Genomic DNA, 19,191 nt, shown 5'->3' on the forward strand with positions numbered 1-19,191 from the left:
CGAATGAAACCGCCCGCCGAAAGAAAAATCCAGAGTCCCGCGCCGCCCCTCTACCAGAGCCCCGACATCTACGATGTCGCATTCGGCTGGGATATGGGACTGGAGCTGGATTTCATCGAATCCTGCCTCGCGCGGCATGTCCCCGGTCCGGTGGAAAGGATCCTGGAGCCCGCCTGCGGGACGGGCCGGATTCTCGCCGCGTTCGCGCAGCGGGGCTACGAGGTGGCGGGCTACGACCTGCGCCCGGAGATGGTGGCTTACGCGGCGGCCAAAGTCGCTCCTTACGGCGGGCGGGTGATGCGCGGCGACATGGCGACGTTCCGGCCACCCGGCCGCTTCGATGCGGCGATCAACCTGGTCAATTCGATTGGTTACCTTCTCGACGACGCTCCGGTCGCGTCGCACTTCGAGCGGATCGCCGGAGCCCTTCGCCCCGGCGGCGTCTACCTGGTCCAGTTCAGCTACGGGGGCGAGCCGCCGGAGCAGAGCGTGTTCGGCCCCTGGTCGAACGCGCGCGGCGGCCTGGAAACGACGCTCACCTGGAGCGTCCTTCGCGAGGATCCCGCGTCGCGGCGGTCCTACCAGCATTGTAGGATCAGCGCCCGGCGGGGAACGGAGAGCCGGGTCATCGAGGAATCGCACGTGCTCCGGTATTGGACGCAGGAGGAATTCGACCGAATCCTGGAGCGGAGCCCCTTCGAGCTGGCCGCGGTCTACTTCGACCGCTTCGAGGAGCATCCTCTCGAGGAGCCGCGCGCGGGAGCGGACGGCAATCTGTATCACGTGCTGCGCCGGCGCGACGCGTGAAGCGCGGGCTCTATTTCCCCCGGCGATGCACCGCGTGGGCCGAGGCCTGATCGGTGGGAAGAATGAGCACCGACTGCACGTTCACGTGCGGCGGACGGGTGAGGCACCAAACCACCGCGTCGGCGACATCCTCGCCGCGGAGCGGCGTCATTCCCTCGTAGACGCTCTGGGCGCGGCTCACGTCTCCCCTGAAGCGGACCTCGCTGAATTCGGTCTCCGCCAAACCGGGCTCCACATTCGAGACCCGCACCCCCTTGCCGAGGACGTCGTAGCGCAGCGCGTCGGAGATCGCGCGGACCGCGTATTTCGTCGCGCTGTACACGGCGCCTCCGGCATAGGTCTGATGGCCCGCGACCGATCCGATGTTCACGATGTGGCCGCGTCCCCGCTCCACCATCCCGGGGAGCACCGTTCGTGTGACGTAGAGAAGGCCCTTCACGTTGGTGTCGATCATCCGGTCCCAGTCGGCGGGGTCCCCCGTCTGGATCGGATCGAGCGCCAAGGCCAGCCCGGCGTTGTTGACGACGATGTCCAGCTTCGAGAGCAGGCCGCGCGCGCCCTCGAGCGAGGACCGCACCTGGGAGAGCTCGCGCACATCGAAGCGGAGCGCGAGCGCATCGACCCGGTGGCGATCGCGTATCTCGTTCGCGACCGCCTGGAGCCGGTCGTCGCGTCGTCCCGTGATCGCGACGTGACAGCCTTGTGCCGCGAGGGCGCGGGCCGTGGCCAGCCCGAACCCGCTCGTCGCTCCGGTGACGAGCGCCCAGCGTCCCTTGAGGTCGGTCATCGTTCCTCCGAAGTGCGCGGAAAGACGGCGAGCATAGCGAACTCGCTGGAGATGATCCAGCCGCTCCCCTAGAATCGCGCGCCGGAGCGGCCCCGCGGCGCGTGGTGGGAGAGGGGAGGGACGCAGCGTGACATACGACCTCCTCGTCGTGGGGGGCGGCATCCAAGGCGCCGCGGTCGCAAGGGACGCGGCCCTTCGCGGGCTTCGCGTGCTCCTCCTCGAGCGGGGCGATCTCGCCTCGGGGACCAGCAGCCGTTCCTCCAAGTTGATCCACGGCGGCATCCGCTATCTGGAGACCGGCCAGTTTCGCCTGGTCCGGGAGGCGCTGCGCGAGAGATCGCTCCTGTTGGAGCTGGCACCCGAATACGTCCGGCCGCTTCCCTTCCTGATTCCTCATTATCGAGGCGAGGGCCGATCGCGGCTCGCGGTCCGCGCGGGTCTCGCGCTCTACGCGGCCCTCGCGGGCAGGCATCCGCTTGCCGATCATGGCACCGTGGGTGCCGCCGAGGCGCTCGCGCTCGAGCCGGCCCTCCGGCCGGAAGGCCTCCTGGGCGGCTCGCTTTACTGGGACGCCCAAATGGACGACGCGCTCCTCTGCGTTGCCGTGGCCCTCGACGCGGAGCGGGGGGGAGCGACGCTCCACACCTACACGGAGCTCGTGAGCCTCGTCCCGGAGGGCTCGGGCTGGCGGGGGCGGTTTCGACATGTCGACACCGGAGAGGAAGGGGAGGCGGAGGCGCACTCGGTCGTGAACGCGGCCGGTCCCTGGGCAGGGGAGGTCCGCGCGCTCGTGAGCCCGTTCCCGCGCACCGGAATCCGCCGCACGCGCGGTACCCATATCGTCCTCCCGGGCTTCACGCGCGAGCGCGCGCTGCTCCTGTCCGCGCGCCGCGACGGACGCGTGTTCTTCGTCCTGCCTTGGGGGGACTATTCCCTCGTCGGGACGACCGACGTGGACGATGCCGAGGCTCCGGAGCGGGTCAGACCGCGCCCCGAGGACATACGCTACCTCCTCGAGGAGACGGCCCGGGTTCTGCCGCGGCACACGGCCGCCCGGCCGCTCCGCGCGTTCGCGGGGGTGCGCTCGCTGGCCCAAGGGAGCGCGATCCGTCCGTGGACCAACTCGCGCGAGCACAGGATCCTCGAGGAGGGATCGATGCTCACCCTGATCGGCGGGAAATATACGACGCACCGGAGCATGGCCGAGCGGGTCGTGGACCGCGTAGCGCGGAGAGCCGGGATCCGCGCCGGTCCGTGCCGGACCGGGATCACACCCCTCCCCGCGGGACGCGCGCAGAGGATCGCCACTCTTGCGGCCCGCTACCCGGGGCAGCTGAAGGCGGCCGGGCCGCTCGAAATCTCGGAGGCCGAGGCCGTGCACGCCGTCCAGGCGGAGCGCGTGCGGCATCTCGAAGACGTGCTCGAGCGCCGGACCCGGCTCTGGCTCGGCTCCGAGGCGATGCGCCGGGCGGCGGGGCCGGTCGCCGGCTGGATGGCGCCGCACCTGGGTTGGGATGATGGGGCCCGGGCCCGCGAGGTGAGCCGAGTCGTGGACGCGCTCGATGAGGAAAGCGAAATAGTCGAGGCCGCGCGGAACGCGCCGGGGGAGGCAGGGTGAGAGCCGAATTCATTCTCGCGATAGACCAGGGCACCACGGGCACGACGGTACTCGCCTTCGACCGCGCGGGAAGCCTCCGCGCGCGCGGATACGCGGAGCTTCCGCAGCATTTCCCGCGCCCGGGCTGGGTGGAGCACCGCGGCGAGGAGATCTGGGGAACCACGCTGCGCGCGCTTCGCGTGGCGTTGAGACCGCTCGGAGGAGCGCGCGCGCGGATCGCGGCAATCGGGCTCACGAACCAACGCGAGACGACCTTGGTCTGGGACCGCGCGAGCTCGAAGCCGGCCGCGCCCGCGATCGTCTGGCAGGACCGCCGCACGGCGGAACGCTGCGCGGCCTTGAAGCGCGCCGGTAACGAGGCCGAGGTATCCCGCCGCACGGGTCTCAAGCTGGACCCCTACTTCTCGGGCACGAAGCTCGAGTGGCTGCTCCGAAACGTGGGGGGGCTCCGGGCCCGCGCGCGGCGAGGCCGCCTCGCCTTCGGCACCGTCGATTCGTGGCTCCTGTGGCGGCTCACCGGGGGGAGAGCCCACGCCACGGATGCCACCAATGCGAGTCGGACTCTTCTCTACGACATTCGCCGCCACCGGTGGGATCCCGACCTGCTTCGTCTCTTCGGGGTGCCCGATTCCATGCTTCCCGAAGTGCGCCCCTCGCGCGCCGACTTCGGCGTCACCCGTGGAGTTCCCGGGCTCCCCGACGACGTGCCGGTGCTCGGGATCGCGGGGGACCAGCAGGCGGCGCTCTTCGGGCAAGGCTGCGTCGAGGCGGGCGGACTCAAGAACACCTACGGGACGGGTTGCTTCCTCCTGCTCCACACCGGCTCCAAGCTCGTTCGGTCGCGGAGCGGGCTCCTGACAACGATTGCCTGCGGCCCGCGGGGCGAGCCGCGCTACGCGCTCGAGGGGAGCGTCTTCATCGCGGGCGCCGCGATTCAGTGGCTCCGCGACGGTTTGGGAATCTTGAAAAGCGCCGAGCAGAGCGAAGCGCTCGCCCGCCAGGTCCCCGACGCGGGAGGCACCATCCTCGTTCCGGCCTTCGCGGGCCTCGGCGCCCCCTACTGGAGACCCGAGGCGCGCGGGATCTGGTGCGGGTTGACGCGTGGCACGACCCGGGCGCATCTGATCCGCGCGGCGCTCGAATCGATCGCCTATCAGTCTCGAGATCTCGTCGAAGCGATGGAGCGCGAGTCGGGCGTAGGCGTGCGCGTGCTGCGGGTCGACGGCGGGGCGTCCCTCAACGCGTTTCTGATGCAATTTCAGGCGGACCTCCTGGGTATTCGCATCGCCCGGCCCGGCCTTGTCGAGACGACCGCGCTCGGCGCGGCGCTCCTCGCGGGAATCGGGACGGGATGGTGGAAGCGAAGCACGGAGCTCAGGGCCCTGAGAGGAGGCAGGCGCGAGTTTCGTCCGCGGATGCGGCGTGCCGAGCGCGATCGGCTCTATCGCGGATGGAAGGACGCCGTGGGGGTGTTGCTGGGCGCGGGCTCCCCGTGACGCGGCCGTCCCAGGGTCCGCTCGAGCCAGGCCACGACCTCTTCCAAGATCGCCGGACCCTCGGGCTCGTTCAGAACCTCGTGAAAAAGCCCCGGGTACTCCCGGTAGGTCACCCTGCCCGGCTTCGCGGCCCGGGCCCACAGCGCGGATCCCACGCAGCTCGTCACGGGATCGGCCTGCCCCTGGATGAGCAGGGTCGGGATCGAGAGCGTCCCGGCGGCCTTGGCGAGCGAGCGGCGGATCGATTGCAGCTCCAGAAAGAGCCGCGCGCTGATCCGGAAATGGACGTACGGGTCCGCGCGGTGCGCACGGATCACTTCCGGGTCGTGCGTGAGGAGCGACGGCGGAATTTGATTTCCCTGAGTGAACGCCGGCCACAAAAGCCCGATCAGGCGCGCGGCGTGAACCTTGAGCGCGGCCGGGCGGAGCGACAGCTCGAACGGGGGGGCCGAGAGAACGAGGGCGTCGATGGAGCCCGGGTTCCGGAGGGCCCAATCGAGCGCGACGAGCGCGCCCATGCTGTGCGCCAAGAGCGCCCAGCGCCGCTCGCCTTCCTGTTCGCGGAGCATTTCCATCCAGCGCGTGACCGCCACCCGGTAATCGTCCCAGGAGCGGAGGTGTCCGCGTTTTCCCTCCGATCGCCCGTGGCCCGGCAGATCGAGCGCGCAGGCCGCAAATCCACGCGCCGCGAGCGTCCGGCCGACCCGCTCCCAGCGCCCCGAATGGTCGCCCAGGCCGTGGATGATCCCAACCGCGGGGGCCGAAGCGTCGTCTCCCCACGCGCGCGCGAAGAGCTGACCCCCGGGCACCTCGAACCATGTGTCACGGGACGTTGTTTCGAGCAAATCCCCTCCACGGTACCGGCGCGTGTCGGCGCACGGTCCCACAATACAGGAATCCTCCGGGGGCGGCGAGAATCCGGACCCCGGCGCCCGAATCTAATGTGGCATGGCCACCCAGGACGATACCCGCACTCTGGACGCCTACTCGCACGCCGTGGTCAAGGCGGTGGAGCGCGTCAGCCCGTCGGTCGTGAACATCGAGACGAGGCGCGCGGCGTCTCAAGGGCAGCCGGTCCGGGACCCGCGCGGGCTCGGCGGCAGCGCCTCCGGTTTCATCTTCACTCCCGACGGCTTCATCCTCACGAATAGCCACGTCGTCCACGGCGCGGAATCCATCCACGTGACGCGCGCCGACGGACAGGCGCGCGAAGCCCAGCTCGTCGGCGACGATCCTGAAACGGACCTCGCGGTCGTGCGGATCGGGCCCGACTCGCTCGTTCCTGCCTCGCTCGGCGATTCCGGGGCCGTGCGCGTCGGCCAGGTCGCGATCGCGATCGGGAACCCGTACGGATTCCAGACCACCGTGACCACGGGGGTTGTGAGCGCATTGGGACGATCGCTGCGCGCGCAATCCGGACGCCTGATCGACAACATCATCCAGACCGACGCGGCGCTGAACCCGGGAAACTCGGGCGGCCCGCTCGTCGACTCGCGCGGCGAGGTAATCGGCGTGAACACCGCTGTGATCATGCCGGCCCAGGGGCTTTGCTTCGCAATCGGGATCAACACCGCGAAGTTCGTGGCGGCCCGCCTCATCCGCGACGGCAAGGTCACGCGGAGCTACATCGGGGTCGGCGGGCAGACCGTCCAGGTGGCGCGCCGGGTGGCGCGTTTTCATCAACTTTCCGTGGGGAGCGGAGTTTTGGTACTCTCTATTGAGGCGGGCGGGCCCGCCGAGCGAGCCGGCGTGCGGCTGGGCGACATCATCGTCGGCTTCAACAGCCAGCCCGTCAGGGGAATCGACGATCTGCAGCAGATGCTCACCGAGCAACAGGTGGGCGTCCCGTCGCAAATAATGGTTCTCAGGCGGACCGAGAAGCTCGACCTCGAGGTTCGGCCTGGAGTCTCCCCGAGCGGCACGGTCGCCAAGGGCTAGAGCCGGCCGGCATCGCTGCCGCTGGTTTTTTGTCTCGCCGAATTTTCGCTTCACCCGTGCGCAAGACCATGAAGAGATAGGGAGGCCTGATCGCGTCATGTCTCGTTCGGAACGAATCGCCGCGCGGCGTCGGCTCTGTTGGCCCGCGCTGACGCTTCTCTTCGCGCTCGCGCCGCACCCCGCGGGCGCGGCCGTCCTTCTCGAAACCAATCCCGACAGCACCCTCACGGTCACCATTCAAAAGATCGAAGGCGCCCCGATCTCGCTCGACGAAGCCTTGCGCCTCGCGTTGATCCAAGCCACGAGGGTCCGCGAGGCGGAAGCCGCGATGCGAGCCGCGCGCGGGGCGCTCCGGCACGAGAGCGGCGCCTTCGATCCGGAGCTTTTTCTCGACGCGAATCGCACCGGAGTCGAGCAACCGACCGCGTCCCCGTTTTCAGGGGGCGCGCCTCTGCCTTCCGGGGCGACGCTCGTCAAGACGACCCAGACCCAGGCCTCGACCGGGGCTCGGGTCACGCTGCCGACCGGCACCGAGCTATCGGCCTCGCTCCTGACGACGAAGCGTGAGACCAACTCCACGTTCTCTCTGCTCGAGCCGCAGTACGATACCGACGGCGTGCTGAGCGTGAAGCAGCCCCTCCTGAAGGGATTCGGACCGGGTACCTGGGGAGATCGCTCCGCGGCGGCCCGCGAGTTCGAAGCGGCCCGCGCGCGTTACGAAGATGCGGTTCTGGACGTGCGCGCTCAGGTGGAGCGCGCGTACTGGGATCTCTACGCGGCCGTACGCGACTACGGGGTCCAGCAGATCATCCGCGGCCGGGCCAAGGCTCTCCTCGACGAGACGGAGCTTCGGGCGGGGACGGGGCTCGTGGGGCCGGGCGCTGTCGCGAACGCACGGGTCTTCCTCGCGCAGCAGGAACAGGCGGTGCTCGATGGCGAGGAAACGCTCGACCAGGTCTCCGACCGGGTCGCGACCCTGATCGGCAGGCGCCCCGAGGCGGGCGCCGCGCGATTCAAACCCACCAACGAGCCGCCCCGGGAGTTCAACGTGGAGCCCGAGGAATCGCTCGTCGCGCGCGTCTTGCGCGACAGCCGGGAGCTCCAGAGCGCCGAGCGGGAGCTGGCCGCGGCGCGCGCGCGCACCTCGAGCGCATGGTGGAACAAGCTGCCGGCGCTCGATCTGAGAGGCTCGATGGGGGGGAAGGGGCTCTCGGGAACCGGGCGGGATTTCACCAACCCGTTCACGGGCCAACCCGACCGGATCAATCTCGACGGCGGGTTCGCCGACACGTGGAGCCAGGTCCGGAAGCGCGAATTCCCCACGTGGAGCGCGGGGCTATCGCTCAGCATTCCGATCGGCTTCCGGTCGGGGGCGGGGGACCACCAGCGCCTGCGGGCCGAGGCGGATCAGGCAGAGCAGCAGATGATCGCGATGAGGCGCTCGCTCGAAGAACGGGTGCGTGCGGGCTATCGCGAGCTGGTCCACGCGTCGAAACGGAGGGAGGCGGCGCAAACCGGCGTCAACGCCTCACTCGAGCAGGTGCGTATCGGGATCGTCCAGTACCGCAACGGAAAAACGACCGCCTTCGAGCTGACGCGCGTTGCCGCGGATCTGGCCACGGCGCAACAGCGGCTATCCCAGGCCCTCGTGCGGACCGCCAAGGCGGTTGCCGATTTGAAGCGTCTGACGTCGGAAGGGCTGTCTCCGACAAAAACCCAATGAGGGAGACTGAATCCATGATTGCCCCATCAACCGTCACGGCCCGGCTCGGGCGCTGGGCTCGACCGGCGGCTTTGATCCTCTTCATCAGCGTCGCAGGCTGCGCCGGAGGCGGAGGCGCGGGCGGCTTTCGGCCGCCGCCCATGCCGGTGGAGACAGCTTCGGTCATCCAGGAGCCCGTTGCGGATCGATTCGAGGCGGTCGGCACCATCGAAGCCGCGGACGCGATCACGGCCGTTTCGGAAATCGACGGCCTGGTCGTCGACCTTCCCTTCCGCGAAGGAAGCACCGTGGAACGCGGCGGGATCATCGCCCAGTTGGACGACGCCGAGCTGCGCGCCGAGGTCGAGCGCACGGAGGCGCTTCGCGACCAGGCCCTAAACACCTACAATCGGGTGGAGGCCGTCGTGAACCAGGGCGCCGGCGCCCAGCAAGATCTGGACGACGCCGCGGCGGCCCTCAAGGTGGCCGAAGCGAATCTCGCCCTCGCCAAGGCGCGGCTTTCGAAGACGAGGATCGTCGCCCCCTTCGCGGGAATCCTGGGCGCGCGCCGGGTGAGTCCGGGGGCGTTCATCCGCGCGGGCCAGGCGATCACCGACTTGGCGAAGCTCGACGAGCTGCGCGTGAATTTCTCGGCCCCGGAGCGATACGTTCCGCTGCTCCGGCGTGGGGCGGAAGTCAGGATATCGACGACCGCCTATCCCGGATACGAGCTCAAGGGCCGCGTCGACGTGGTCGAGCCCGTGCTCGATCCCGGCACGAGGAGCGCGCGCATCGTCGCGCGCCTGCGCAATCCGGGGGGCAGATTCCGGCCGGGCATGTCGGCCAACGTCTCGGCGGTGCTGGGTCAGCGCCCCAAGGCGCTCACGATCCCGAGCGAGGCGGTATTCGCGGAAGGGGACCAATCGTTCGCGTACGTCGTGAAGCCGGATAGCACCGTGACCCGCAGCGCGCTCACGCTGGGGACGCGGCTTTCCGACGCCGTCGAGGTGGTGAAGGGCCTGGAGCCCGGCATGATGGTCGTCCGCACCGGGCACCAGAAGCTCTTCGAAGGAGCGAAGGTGATCCCCGTCTCGAGCCGGCCCGGCGGTGAGAGCGGAGGAGTGGCTCAATGAAGCTCAGCGAAGTCTCCATACGGCGCCCCGTCTTTGCGACGGTGATGAGCCTCGCGATCATCCTGTTCGGGGTGATTTCGTTCACGCGGCTCCCGGTACGCGAGTACCCGGACATCGACCCGCCGATCGTCTCGATCACGACGTTTTATCGCGGCGCGAGCCCGAACGTGGTCGAGACCGAGGTCACCGATGTTCTGGAAGAGCAGCTCGCGACGCTCGAGGGGGTGAAGACGATCCAATCCTCGAGCCTCGAGCAGGGCTCCAGCATCACCGTCGAATTCGAGCTGAGCCGAAACGTGGAGCAGGCTGCGAACGACGTGCGTGACAAGGTTGCGCGCGTGCGGGGCCAGCTCCCGAGGGAAGCGGACGACCCGATCGTCGCCAAGGTGGACGTGAACGCCCAGCCGATCGTGTGGCTCGCCCTTTCCAGCACGAGCCACAACGGTCTGGAGCTGACCGAGACCGCCGAGCTGGTCCTCAAAGATCGCCTCCAGCATGTTCCGGGAGTCGGATCGATCTTCATCGGCGGCGGGCGGCGCTACGCGATGCGCGTCTGGCTTGATCCGCTGCGGATGGCGAGCCGCGGAATTACCACGCAGGACGTGGAGCGCGCCATCCGGGAGGAAAACGCCGAAATCCCGGGGGGCCGGGTCGAGGGGAAAGGACGCGAGTTCGCGGTCCGGACGCGCGGGGAGCTGACCAAACCCGACGAGTTCGCGTCGCTCGTCGTCTCCCAGTCGGGCAACGACGTCGTTCGCCTCGGAGACGTAGCGAGGGTCGAAGTCGGTCCCGAGGACGAGCGGACCGCGGTCCGCTGGAACGGGCAGCAGGCGGTCGGGCTCGGAATCATCAAGCAATCCAAGGCGAGCACGCTGGATGTGGCGTCCGGAGTCCGGAAGATCTTGCCCGAGCTGAGGCAGTTGATTCCGCCCGGGATGATCCTCGACGTCGCCTACGATTCATCGAGCTTCATCCAGGATTCGATCAACGAGGTCTCGCATACGATCCTCATCGCGATGTGTCTCGTGGTGCTCGTGATCATCGTCTTCCTCAAGAGCTTCCGCGCCACGTTCATACCCGCGGTCGCGATCCCGATCTCGATTGTCGGCGCCCTGGCGGTGGCCTACTTCCTCGGATTCACCATCAACATCCTGACGCTCCTCTCGCTGGTTTTGGCGATCGGCCTCGTGGTGGACGACGCAATCGTCATGCTGGAGAACGTGTATCGCCATCTGGAAATGGGAAAAACCCGCAGGCAAGCGGCCCTCGATGGGTCGAAGGAGATCGGGTTCGCGATCATGGCGACGACGATCTCGCTCGTCGCGGTCTTCGTGCCGGTCGCTTTCCTCCAGGGGACGGTGGGACGGCTCTTCAACGAGTTTGGGATCACGCTGGCGGTCGCCGTGCTGATCTCCGGATTCGTCGCGCTCTCGCTCACGCCGATGCTCACCTCGCGGATGCTCAAGCCGCTCCACGGCGGATCCGACACGTGGGCGTCGCGGACCTTCGACGCCTTCTTTGACTGGTTGAACCGGTTCTACGATCGCGTGCTTCGTGGCGCCCTGCGTCACCGGGGGCGCGTGTTCGGTGTGGCGGCGCTCCTCGTCTTGATCGCGGGGGCCGCCTTCTTCTTCATGAGGCGCGAGCTGGTTCCGACCGAAGACCGCGGGATCGCATTCGGAATCGTGATCGCGCCCGAAGGCTCGACCCTTCTCTACACGGATCGCTACATGCGCCAGATCGAGTCGATTCTGCTCCGGCTTCCCGAGCGGAGGGGGCTGTTCACCGCCACCGGTTTGGGATTCGGGGGACCGGGCCAGGTGACCAACGGGTTCATTTTCGTGAATCTGAAGCCCCGGCATGAGCGGCACAAATCGCAGCAGCAGATCGTCCAGGAGCTTTTCCCGCAGCTCTTCTCGATACCGGGTGTCTTGGCGTTCGTGATCAACCCGCCTAGCCTCGGCGGAAGGTTCTCGTCCTCCGCAGTCGAATACGTTCTCGAAGCGGATAGCTACGAGGAGCTGCGGCAGGCGACCGCGACGATGATGGCGAAGGCTTCGCAACTCGCGATCGGGAAGCCGCCGAAGGCCTTTCCCTATCTGATCAACCTCGATTCCGACCTGAAGCTCAACAAGCCTCAGCTCGAGATCTCGATCGACCGCGACCGGGCCGCGGGGTTGGGTGTCTCGGTGACGGAAATCGGCACGACGCTCGAGACGTTGCTCGGCGGCCGCGAGGTCACCGATTTCAAGCGCGGGTCCAAGCAGTACCACGTGATCGCGCAGGTCCCCGCCTCCGGGCGCGCGACGCCCGACGTGATCGAGGAGATCTACGTACGGGGCAACGAGGGGCTGGTTCAGCTCGCAAATGTCGTGAAGGTGAAGGAGACCGTGGCCCCGAAGGAGCTCAACCACTACAACCGCGTCCGCTCGGCGACGATCAGCGCGAACCTGATCCCCGTTGTCTCCCTGGGACAAGCCCTGGATGACCTGGACAGGATCGCCCAGGCCGATTTGCCACCGACCGTCCGCCACGAGCTCGCCGGGCAGTCGAAGGAGTTCCGCGAATCGAGCAACAGCCTCTACTTCCTGTTTCTCCTCGCGGTGGTATTCATCTACCTCGTGCTCGCCGCCCAGTTCGAGAGCTTCATCCACCCGCTCACCATTCTCCTGTCCGTGCCGCTGGCCGTGGTCGGGGCCCTGATCTCGCTCTTCGTCTTTGGCCAGAGCATGAACATATTCTCGCAGATCGGGCTCATCATGCTCATCGGGCTCGTGACGAAAAATTCGATCCTGATTGTCGAGTACTCGAACCAGCTTCGAGCCAGGGGACGCGAGGTCACGGAGGCCGTCGTGGAGGCCGCGAAGATCCGGCTTCGTCCGATCCTCATGACCTCCTTCGCCACGGTATTCGGGATTCTGCCGATCGCGATCGGCTTCGGGGCCGGAGCGGAATCACGGCGTCCGCTGGGGATCGCGGTGGTAGGAGGACTTATCTTTTCGACCTTCCTCACCCTTCTCCTTGTTCCGTCCATGTACACCCTGCTGGCAAGGTTTTCCAGGGCCGAGGGAGGAGAGGCTGCGGAAAGGGCAGTCGCGACGCCCGCCCGAGAGCAGGGAGCACCCGAGCCCGAAGAGACGCTCGTCGCCGCAAGAACCTCGAAATGAAAGAGCCGCTTTAGAATTTTGCTGCGTCCGTAGCTTTACGCGAGCGAGAGCGCACGCAACGGGAGACTTGCTGGCCTCCTAGGTACACGCTTCTTTCGGCGTAATGGGTGCTCTTCTTGCACGCTCCGATGCATCTCGCATTCCAGCAACACTCAGGTAATCCCCGACCCCAAAATCAGGAAATGGCACAGAATCTGCGGAGGTTCTGGGAAACCCCAATCGCCGGCGATTTAGTACATCTCAGCACCCCAGCAAAGGAAGGCTTATGGGCCACCGTCGCCGGCGGCTATCCGTCTGCGCAACAAGCGTCGCGATTCTCGTCTCACTCGTCCCGGCTGTCCCTTCCGTATTCACACCTAATCCGGCATTCGCCGCGTCGGCCACGCTTCTCTGGACCGCGCCCGGAGACGATGGTTCGGTGGGGCGCGCCTCACAGTACGCCCTTCGGATCAGCACGAACGCGATCTCCGCAAAGGACACGCTCTCCTGGTGGAATGCCGCCACGAGCCTGAGCATGGCCGGAAAGATCCCGGCGGTCGCCGGCACGCTCGACTCCACGGTTGTGAGCGGGCTCACCTCGGGCACGCGCTATTACGCGATCATTCGCGCCGCGGACGAGGTGCCGAATTGGAGCGGCTTCTCGAACGTCGCGGCGATCGATGCCGCCCTCGTTGCCGCGGTCACGGTGACCGGGACGGTGAGGGAATCCTCGACGGGGATCGCGATCGGAGGCGCGGCGGTGCACGAGAGCGGGAGCGGCGTCATCGTGTATACGCAGCCCGACGGCACATACTCCCTTTCGGTACCCGCGGGGACGCTCAGCATCACCGCGTCCAAGTACGGCTACAGCCCGGTGACCTCGAGCGTCGCCGCCGCCTCGGCAAGCTCGAAGACGCTCGACTTCACGCTCCCCAAGATTCCGACCGGAACGCTCTCCGGCGTCGTGTTCCGGGCCAACGACGGGACATTCGTGAGCGGGGCCGAGATCACTTCCCCCGGCACGCCGCTCCAGGGGGTGACAGGATCCGACGGCAAATTCGCTTTGGTTGTTCCGCAGAGCACCGTGACCCTCCGCTGCGACCGGCCGGGCTTCAAGCTCTTCACAAGGAGCGTGACGATCACGGCCGGGAAAGCCCAGGTGGTCAATTTCTCGCTGACGCCCGCCGTCTATTACGACGACGCTGAGACCGACATGGGGTGGAGCCTGAGCGCGGTGGGAGACGACGCTGTGACCGGGAAATGGGTTCGCGCGGCTCCGGTCGGCACGATCGCCGGGACGGTGGAAGTGCAGCCCTCCAAGGACCACACGCCCGGCGCCGGGACCGCGTGCTTCGTCACGGGCAATGGCACCAAGGCCACGGACCTCGGCGAAGCGGACGTGGACGGCGGTCGCACCACGCTCACGAGCCCTGCCCTTCGCCTCGCGGGAATTGTGGATCCGCGGATCGTCTATTGGCGCTGGTTCAGCAACGACGCGAGCTCCAACCCCGGAGAAGATGCTTTCCTCACACAGATCTCGAATAACGGAGGGGCGTGGGTCACCGTCAGCAATCTGTACACGACGCGTAACTACTGGGAGAGGATGGAGATTGCCGTAAAGAGCTATTTCTCCCAGCCGGGCAACGTGCAGGTGCGCTTCATCGCCAAGGACCTCGGGAACACGTCGATTGTCGAGGCGGCGATCGACGACCTGATGTACTACTCCGGGACCACCGTGACCGCCGTTTACGAGGAAGAAGGAGCCCCCTCGCCGGGGCTGGTCATCGGCGCTCCGAGGCCCTCCCCTACGCGCGGGCCCACAGAGATCAGCCTCGAGCTCCCCAAAGCCGCGGAGATCGTGGCAGACATCTTCAACGTTCAGGGGAGGCTGGTCCGGACCCTCGGCCGGCGCACTCTGCCGGCGGGACGCCACATGCTGCGATGGGACGGGAGGCTCGACGCGGGGGGCAACGCCGCGTCCGGCGTGTACTGGCTCAAGGTTGGGGCCGGAGACGTGGAGAAGCGCTTCAAGCTCGTGGTCGTGCGCTAGCGCCCGCCCCGGCGCGCCACGCCGTAGCGCGCCACGCCGTAGCGCGCCACCGTCGCTGTTCGTGCCCCCCGCGGTCAGGAAAATCCTTGCCAGTGCGCGCGGCTCGGGGCAACATGGTGCGCTTCGAACGCTGATAGGTTCTTCGAGGGCACCCGATGGAAGCGGCGGCGCACCCCCACAGTCACGAGCCGGTCCCGAGCCGATGGCCGATCATCACGGCGTTGGGCGCCGGGCTGATTCCGGTCGGGCTTGTGTCCGCGGCCCACGGCTGGAAGCAAGGGCTCGGCGTTCTGATGCTGGGCTTCGCCGTCATGCTCTACGGGGCTTCCCGGTGGTGGGCGGAGCTCCTTCACGACCGCTTCTTCGGCAGCGAGGCCGTGGATGCCGAGAGACGCCTCACGACGGCGATGGCGTTCTTCATCGCCTCGGAAGCCGCGATTTTCGCCTCCTTCTTCGCGGCGCTCATCTACGCGCGGCACCATGCTCCCTCCTGGCCGCCCCAGGGAATGCCGCATTTCGAGATCTTCGTTCCGGCGGTCAACACGTTCATCCTTCTCTTCAGCAGCGTGACCCTCCACCTGGGGCACGCCGCGCTGGAGCGGGACCGCCGCGACGGAGTGATCGCCTCGATCCTCATGACGATCTTCCTGGGCGCGATCTTCCTCTGCGGCCAGGCTTACGAATACGGCTTCCTGAACGGATCGGCGTTCAGTATCAAGAGCGGGATCTTCGGGACCACGTTCTTCATGCTCACCGGCTTCCACGGGCTCCACGTCCTGATGGGGCTGATCTTTCTCAACGTGGTCTACGGGGCGGTGCTCCGCGGCCGGATCACGCCGCAGCAGCACTTCCCGTTCCGGGCGGCGTCCTGGTACTGGCACTTTGTGGACGTGGTCTGGCTGTTCGTGTTCACCATCGTCTACCTCCTGTAGCGATGCGGGCCCGGCTGCGCACGGCTTTGCTGGTCGGGGCCCTCCTCGCCGCCCCATCCTGCCAGTGGGCGGGGGACACGAAGGCCGCCCGCGTCTCCTTCGCAGCGCTCAAGGAAAGCGTCGAGGATGTGAACGCGCGCTTGACCTCCGCCGTCGAGGAGGGTTCCGGCGATCGCGTCCTTGGCCTCGATCGCGAGCTGAACACCGTCCTCGACGCTGCCATGAATCAATCCTCCGCGATGAACATCCTGGATCGCGAGCATCTCTCGATCAGCGTCGCCACGGCGCGGCGATGCCTCACGGCCATGGACCGGTACGCGCAGTCCGGAGACGCGGAGCTCTTGCGCGCGCAGAACCAGCAGCTCCAGCCCACGATCGTAGAGATCCAGGAGCTCCTCGACCGCGCCGACCGCACGACCACCGCCGAGTGATGTGACGCCGGAATCCGATCCCCTCGAGGCGCTCGCCGCGGAAGCGGACACGGCTCTCCAAGACGGGGAATACGAGATCGCGCTCGAGCTGTTCGAGGATCTGCTGCGGCAGGATCCCCAACATTGGGGCGCCATGCTGGGCCGGGTCGAATGCATCCACCTCCTCTGGAGAAGCGACGAAGCGCTGGGCGCCGTGCGCGCCCTGGCGCCGCCCGCGGAGGAGGAGGACGATCCCGAGCGCGCGGAGCTGGAAGGGATGGTTCTCGAAGCGCTGGGACGCTTCGAGGAGGCGGACCGCTTCTTCGCCGAGGCGCATCGGATCGCGCCCGAGGATTTCTCCCTGCCGATCCGGCTTTCGCCCGAGGATTTCAAGGGTATGCTCGACAAGGTGCTGGCCTCGTTGCCGCGGGTGATCCGCGAGGCTGTGCTCGAGGTGCCGGTCTTGGCGGAGCCGAAGCCGACGCGCGAGATTGCGGAGCACGAGCCGGCCATCAACCCCGAGGTCCTGGGCCTATTCGTGGGCACGCCGGTGGGGCAGAAGCTTCGGGGTGGGAGCGGCTACGGCGACGTGGTGCTTCTCTTTCAGAAGAACCTGGAACGGGCGGGACGGAGCCGCCAAGAGGTTTCGAAGGAGATGAAGATCACCCTCCTCCACGAATACGGGCACTATCTGGGGTTCGATGAGGAAGAGCTGGAGCATCTCGGGTTGGGGTAGAGCATGACGGCTCGAAGGATCGCGATCGTCGGCGCGGGTCCGATGGGTTTGGAAGCGGCGCTCTTCGCGCGTCACGCGGGCCACGAAGTCACGGTCTTCGAGTCGGCCAGCGTCGGGGAGCACTTTCGTCTGTACGGTCCCGTTCCCCTTTTTACCCCGTTTCACATGAACTCGACCGATCTGGGTCGCAGCCGGCTTCGCGCCGCGGGCATCAAGCTCCCCGGCAATGAAGAGACGCTCACGGCCGCGGAGCTCCGCGAACGCTACATTCTCCCCCTCTCACGCCTCCCCGAGCTGAACGATGCCGTCCAGGAGGGCGCCAAGGTCGCGGCGATCGCGCGCGAGGGGACCACGAAATCGCGGTCGATTGCCGCGACCGGGGATCGCTCGCGCTCGCGCAGACCGTTCCTCCTCCGCGTCGAGTCATCGAAGGGCGGCGCGCGCTGGGTCCGCGCGGACGTCGTGATCGACGCCAGCGGAGTCTATGCCACGGCGAACGCCACGGGGCCGGGAGGGCTGGCGGCCTTCGGGGAGGACGCCCTCGGAGAGAGGCTGGAGCAGCGCCTTCCCGCGATCTCGGGCGGGGCAAGCTCCCGCTACGCGGGAGCGCGGATCCTGCTCGTGGGCGACGGACGCTCCGCGGCAAACGCGATCGTCGATTTCGACGCCTTGGTGCGCGCGGGAGGCGCTGGCGCGCGGACGCGCGTGGCGTGGGTTCATCGCGATCGCGGCGAGGAGGTCTTCGCTCCGGTGCCCCAGGCGGAGCTCGAGCTCCTCCCGGTCCTGCGCGAGCTGGACCGGCGCGCGAACCGGATCGCGCGCGAGGTGGGGTGGATGACCCGGTACCCGGGCGCCACGGTGACGTCCTATCGGACGCTCGCGTCCGGGGCCCTCGAAGCCACGCTTGCCGATTCGCGAGGGAAGGAGAACCTGGTCGAGGTGGATCGCGTGCTCGCGCTCGTCGGCTATCGCCCGGACCTCTCGCTCTTCCGCGAGCTCCAGATCCACCTCTGCTATGCCTCGGAGGGTCCCATGGCGCTGGCTTCGGCGATCCTCGCGTCGCAGGGGAAGGAGCCCGCGGCGGTGCAGGGATGCCTTGGGCAGGTCTCGCATGGTCCGGAGAGCCTGAAAAGCCCCGAGCCGGATTTCTACCTTCTGGGCTCGAAGAGCTACGGCCGCAATCCCAACTTCCTCCTGACGCTCGGCCACCGGCAGATCGCCGACGCGTTCGCTTTGATCGGCGCAGCGGAACCCCGGCTCAACGTGGCGTCGGGCTGACCCGGCCGCTGTCGGGGCCCAGCCCCCCGAAGTGGCGCACGAGCGCCCGCTTCGCCAGCGCGTAGCCGGGCCAGCGGCGCACCACCTCGGTCCACACCGCGCGGGCCGAGTCCACTTTCCCTGCGCTGTAGAGCGCGACCCCGAGGTTGTTGAGGTAATCGGGCCTGGGCCCCGAAAGCCGGATCGCTTCGCGAAAACGCGCCACCGCGGCGGCGTACTGGCGCTTCAACGTGAGGCAGTTTCCGAGGTCGTAGTAGGCATCGTGCCGACCTGGCCCGCGCCGGATTCCCTCCTCGAGCACGGGGATCGCCTCGTCGTAGCGTCCCAGGTTGTAGAGGGCCGCGCCGGTCTTGACCCAGTAGCGCGGGTTCGTGGGCTCGGCCGCCCGCGCCCGCTCCGCATGGATCAGCGCGCGAGCGTGGTCATTGCGATCCTCATGGTAACTCGCGAGAAGCTCGTTCCCGTAGGCCCGCCCATAGGCCGTGATTTTCGCCCCCGGCCCGACAAGCGTCTCGAACCGGCGGATTCCCGAAGCCTCGTTCGCGTTCACGAGGACGAAGGAGAGCATGGCGCCCGTGCCAAGCATCGCGAGCGCCGCGGCGCGCCTCCCTCGAAGCGGGGCTTTGGGAATCGAGCATCCCGCCCTCGCTCCCAGCAAGGCGAGCGGGAGGAGGAGGAGCGACGTCAGGTCCCAGTCCTGGGCGGGAGGCACCGGGAGGACGAGCGCTGCGGCGATGATGAGACCGGGCAGGGCGGCAGCGGCGAGGAACGTCGCGGCGGCATCGCGACCGGAACCCATCCGCGTCGTCGCGTCGCGGTCGGCCCCGGGGCCCACGCCGGCGGACAGAAGCAGGAGCGCCGGAACCGGGAGGACGAGAAGAGCCGCGTTCAACAGATCCCACGCGTGTCCGAGCGAAAGCGGAGTGTACGGTTTCGCGAACACCGCGATGTCGTGCCCCGGCTGCACGGCGCGGGCCACGATCTTGAAGGATACGAGCCATTCCGAAGGCTGGAATCCCAATAGGATCAGGATTGCGGCGACCCCAGCGAGCGGCAGAACGGCAAGGACGGCGCGATGGAGGAGCGGCTGTTTGCCCCGGGAAAGCAGATAGAGGTAGGAGGGAGCGAGATAGAGGGCCGCCAAGTGGAACGTGATCG

At 67.7% G+C, this 19,191-nt stretch carries 15 protein-coding genes; 12 read left to right on the forward strand and 3 right to left on the reverse strand.

Features of this window, described 5'->3' with window-relative positions:
* The first annotated feature begins 3 nt into the window (after positions 1–3).
* Positions 4–807, forward strand: coding sequence for a class I SAM-dependent methyltransferase (locus E6K76_11235; GenBank protein ID TMQ57191.1), 804 nt, complete (start codon positions 4–6; stop codon positions 805–807).
* A 10-nt stretch (positions 808–817) separates the two neighbouring features.
* Here E6K76_11235 and E6K76_11240 read toward each other — a convergent pair whose 3' ends face one another.
* Complete coding sequence (locus E6K76_11240) at positions 818–1,594, reverse strand: SDR family NAD(P)-dependent oxidoreductase (GenBank protein TMQ57192.1); 777 nt, start codon at positions 1,592–1,594, stop codon at positions 818–820.
* Positions 1,595–1,721: 127 nt separating this feature from the next.
* On the opposite strand from E6K76_11240, the gene E6K76_11245 reads away from it, so the two are divergent.
* Positions 1,722–3,212: a glycerol-3-phosphate dehydrogenase/oxidase gene (locus tag E6K76_11245; GenBank protein TMQ57193.1), complete on the forward strand. Its 1,491-nt coding sequence runs from the start codon at positions 1,722–1,724 to the stop codon at positions 3,210–3,212.
* Entirely contained in the window at positions 3,209–4,708 is a 1,500-nt protein-coding gene (gene glpK, locus E6K76_11250) for a glycerol kinase GlpK (protein TMQ57194.1), read from the forward strand. Before E6K76_11245 ends, glpK begins: the two co-directional genes overlap by 4 nt.
* Here glpK and E6K76_11255 read toward each other — a convergent pair.
* Entirely contained in the window at positions 4,654–5,646 is a 993-nt protein-coding gene (locus tag E6K76_11255; GenBank protein TMQ57195.1) for a lysophospholipase, read from the reverse strand. The genes glpK and E6K76_11255 overlap by 55 nt on opposite strands.
* Before the next feature lie 10 nt (positions 5,647–5,656).
* On the opposite strand from E6K76_11255, the gene E6K76_11260 reads away from it, so the two are divergent.
* The 9 genes from E6K76_11260 to E6K76_11300 all read left to right on the forward strand — a co-directional run bounded on the left by E6K76_11260 (position 5,657) and on the right by E6K76_11300 (position 18,033).
* Positions 5,657–6,646 carry a trypsin-like serine protease gene (locus E6K76_11260; GenBank protein TMQ57196.1) on the forward strand — a complete coding sequence of 330 codons (990 nt, stop codon included), beginning with the start codon at positions 5,657–5,659 and terminating at the stop codon, positions 6,644–6,646.
* A gap of 97 nt (positions 6,647–6,743) precedes the next feature.
* Positions 6,744–8,369, forward strand: a complete 1,626-nt coding sequence (locus tag E6K76_11265; GenBank protein ID TMQ57197.1) for a TolC family protein — start codon at positions 6,744–6,746, stop codon at positions 8,367–8,369.
* Entirely contained in the window at positions 8,366–9,481 is a 1,116-nt protein-coding gene (locus E6K76_11270; protein TMQ57198.1) for an efflux RND transporter periplasmic adaptor subunit, read from the forward strand. The genes E6K76_11265 and E6K76_11270 overlap by 4 nt, the downstream gene beginning before the upstream one ends.
* A complete protein-coding gene (locus E6K76_11275; GenBank protein ID TMQ57199.1) occupies positions 9,478–12,648 on the forward strand; it encodes an efflux RND transporter permease subunit in 3,171 nt (1,056 codons plus the stop codon). Before E6K76_11270 ends, E6K76_11275 begins: the two co-directional genes overlap by 4 nt.
* Positions 12,649–12,913: 265 nt before the next feature.
* Positions 12,914–14,677, forward strand: a complete 1,764-nt coding sequence (locus tag E6K76_11280) for a hypothetical protein (GenBank protein TMQ57200.1) — start codon at positions 12,914–12,916, stop codon at positions 14,675–14,677.
* A gap of 155 nt (positions 14,678–14,832) precedes the next feature.
* Complete coding sequence (locus tag E6K76_11285) at positions 14,833–15,609, forward strand: cytochrome c oxidase subunit 3 (protein TMQ57201.1); 777 nt, start codon at positions 14,833–14,835, stop codon at positions 15,607–15,609.
* 2 nt (positions 15,610–15,611) lie between these two features.
* Positions 15,612–16,040: a hypothetical protein gene (locus E6K76_11290; GenBank protein TMQ57202.1), complete on the forward strand. Its 429-nt coding sequence runs from the start codon at positions 15,612–15,614 to the stop codon at positions 16,038–16,040.
* Between the two features lies 1 nt (position 16,041).
* A complete protein-coding gene (locus tag E6K76_11295; protein TMQ57203.1) occupies positions 16,042–16,755 on the forward strand; it encodes a hypothetical protein in 714 nt (237 codons plus the stop codon).
* A gap of 3 nt (positions 16,756–16,758) precedes the next feature.
* On the forward strand, positions 16,759–18,033 hold the full coding sequence (locus E6K76_11300; protein ID TMQ57204.1) for a hypothetical protein: 1,275 nt from the start codon (positions 16,759–16,761) through the stop codon (positions 18,031–18,033).
* On the opposite strand, the gene E6K76_11305 is transcribed toward E6K76_11300, so the two are convergent.
* The coding region (locus E6K76_11305) for a tetratricopeptide repeat protein (GenBank protein TMQ57205.1) at positions 18,014–19,191 on the reverse strand (1,178 nt) is incomplete at its 5' end. The two genes, E6K76_11300 and E6K76_11305, sit on opposite strands and share 20 nt — an antisense overlap.

The sequence above is a fragment of the Candidatus Eisenbacteria bacterium genome, from assembly GCA_005893275.1.
In the GTDB taxonomy this organism is placed as follows: Bacteria; Eisenbacteria; RBG-16-71-46; order SZUA-252; family SZUA-252; genus WS-7.

Coding starts and splice junctions, on each gene's coding strand:
- E6K76_11240 (TMQ57192.1), bottom strand. CDS start 1,594: ATGACCGACCTCAAGGGACGCTGGGCGCTCGTCACCGGAGCGACGAGC.
- E6K76_11260 (TMQ57196.1), top strand. CDS start 5,657: ATGGCCACCCAGGACGATACCCGCACTCTGGACGCCTACTCGCACGCC.
- E6K76_11265 (TMQ57197.1), top strand. CDS start 6,744: ATGTCTCGTTCGGAACGAATCGCCGCGCGGCGTCGGCTCTGTTGGCCC.
- E6K76_11300 (TMQ57204.1), top strand. CDS start 16,759: ATGACGGCTCGAAGGATCGCGATCGTCGGCGCGGGTCCGATGGGTTTG.
- E6K76_11235 (TMQ57191.1), top strand. CDS start 4: ATGAAACCGCCCGCCGAAAGAAAAATCCAGAGTCCCGCGCCGCCCCTC.
- E6K76_11270 (TMQ57198.1), top strand. CDS start 8,366: ATGAGGGAGACTGAATCCATGATTGCCCCATCAACCGTCACGGCCCGG.
- E6K76_11290 (TMQ57202.1), top strand. CDS start 15,612: ATGCGGGCCCGGCTGCGCACGGCTTTGCTGGTCGGGGCCCTCCTCGCC.
- E6K76_11285 (TMQ57201.1), top strand. CDS start 14,833: ATGGAAGCGGCGGCGCACCCCCACAGTCACGAGCCGGTCCCGAGCCGA.
- E6K76_11280 (TMQ57200.1), top strand. CDS start 12,914: ATGGGCCACCGTCGCCGGCGGCTATCCGTCTGCGCAACAAGCGTCGCG.
- E6K76_11275 (TMQ57199.1), top strand. CDS start 9,478: ATGAAGCTCAGCGAAGTCTCCATACGGCGCCCCGTCTTTGCGACGGTG.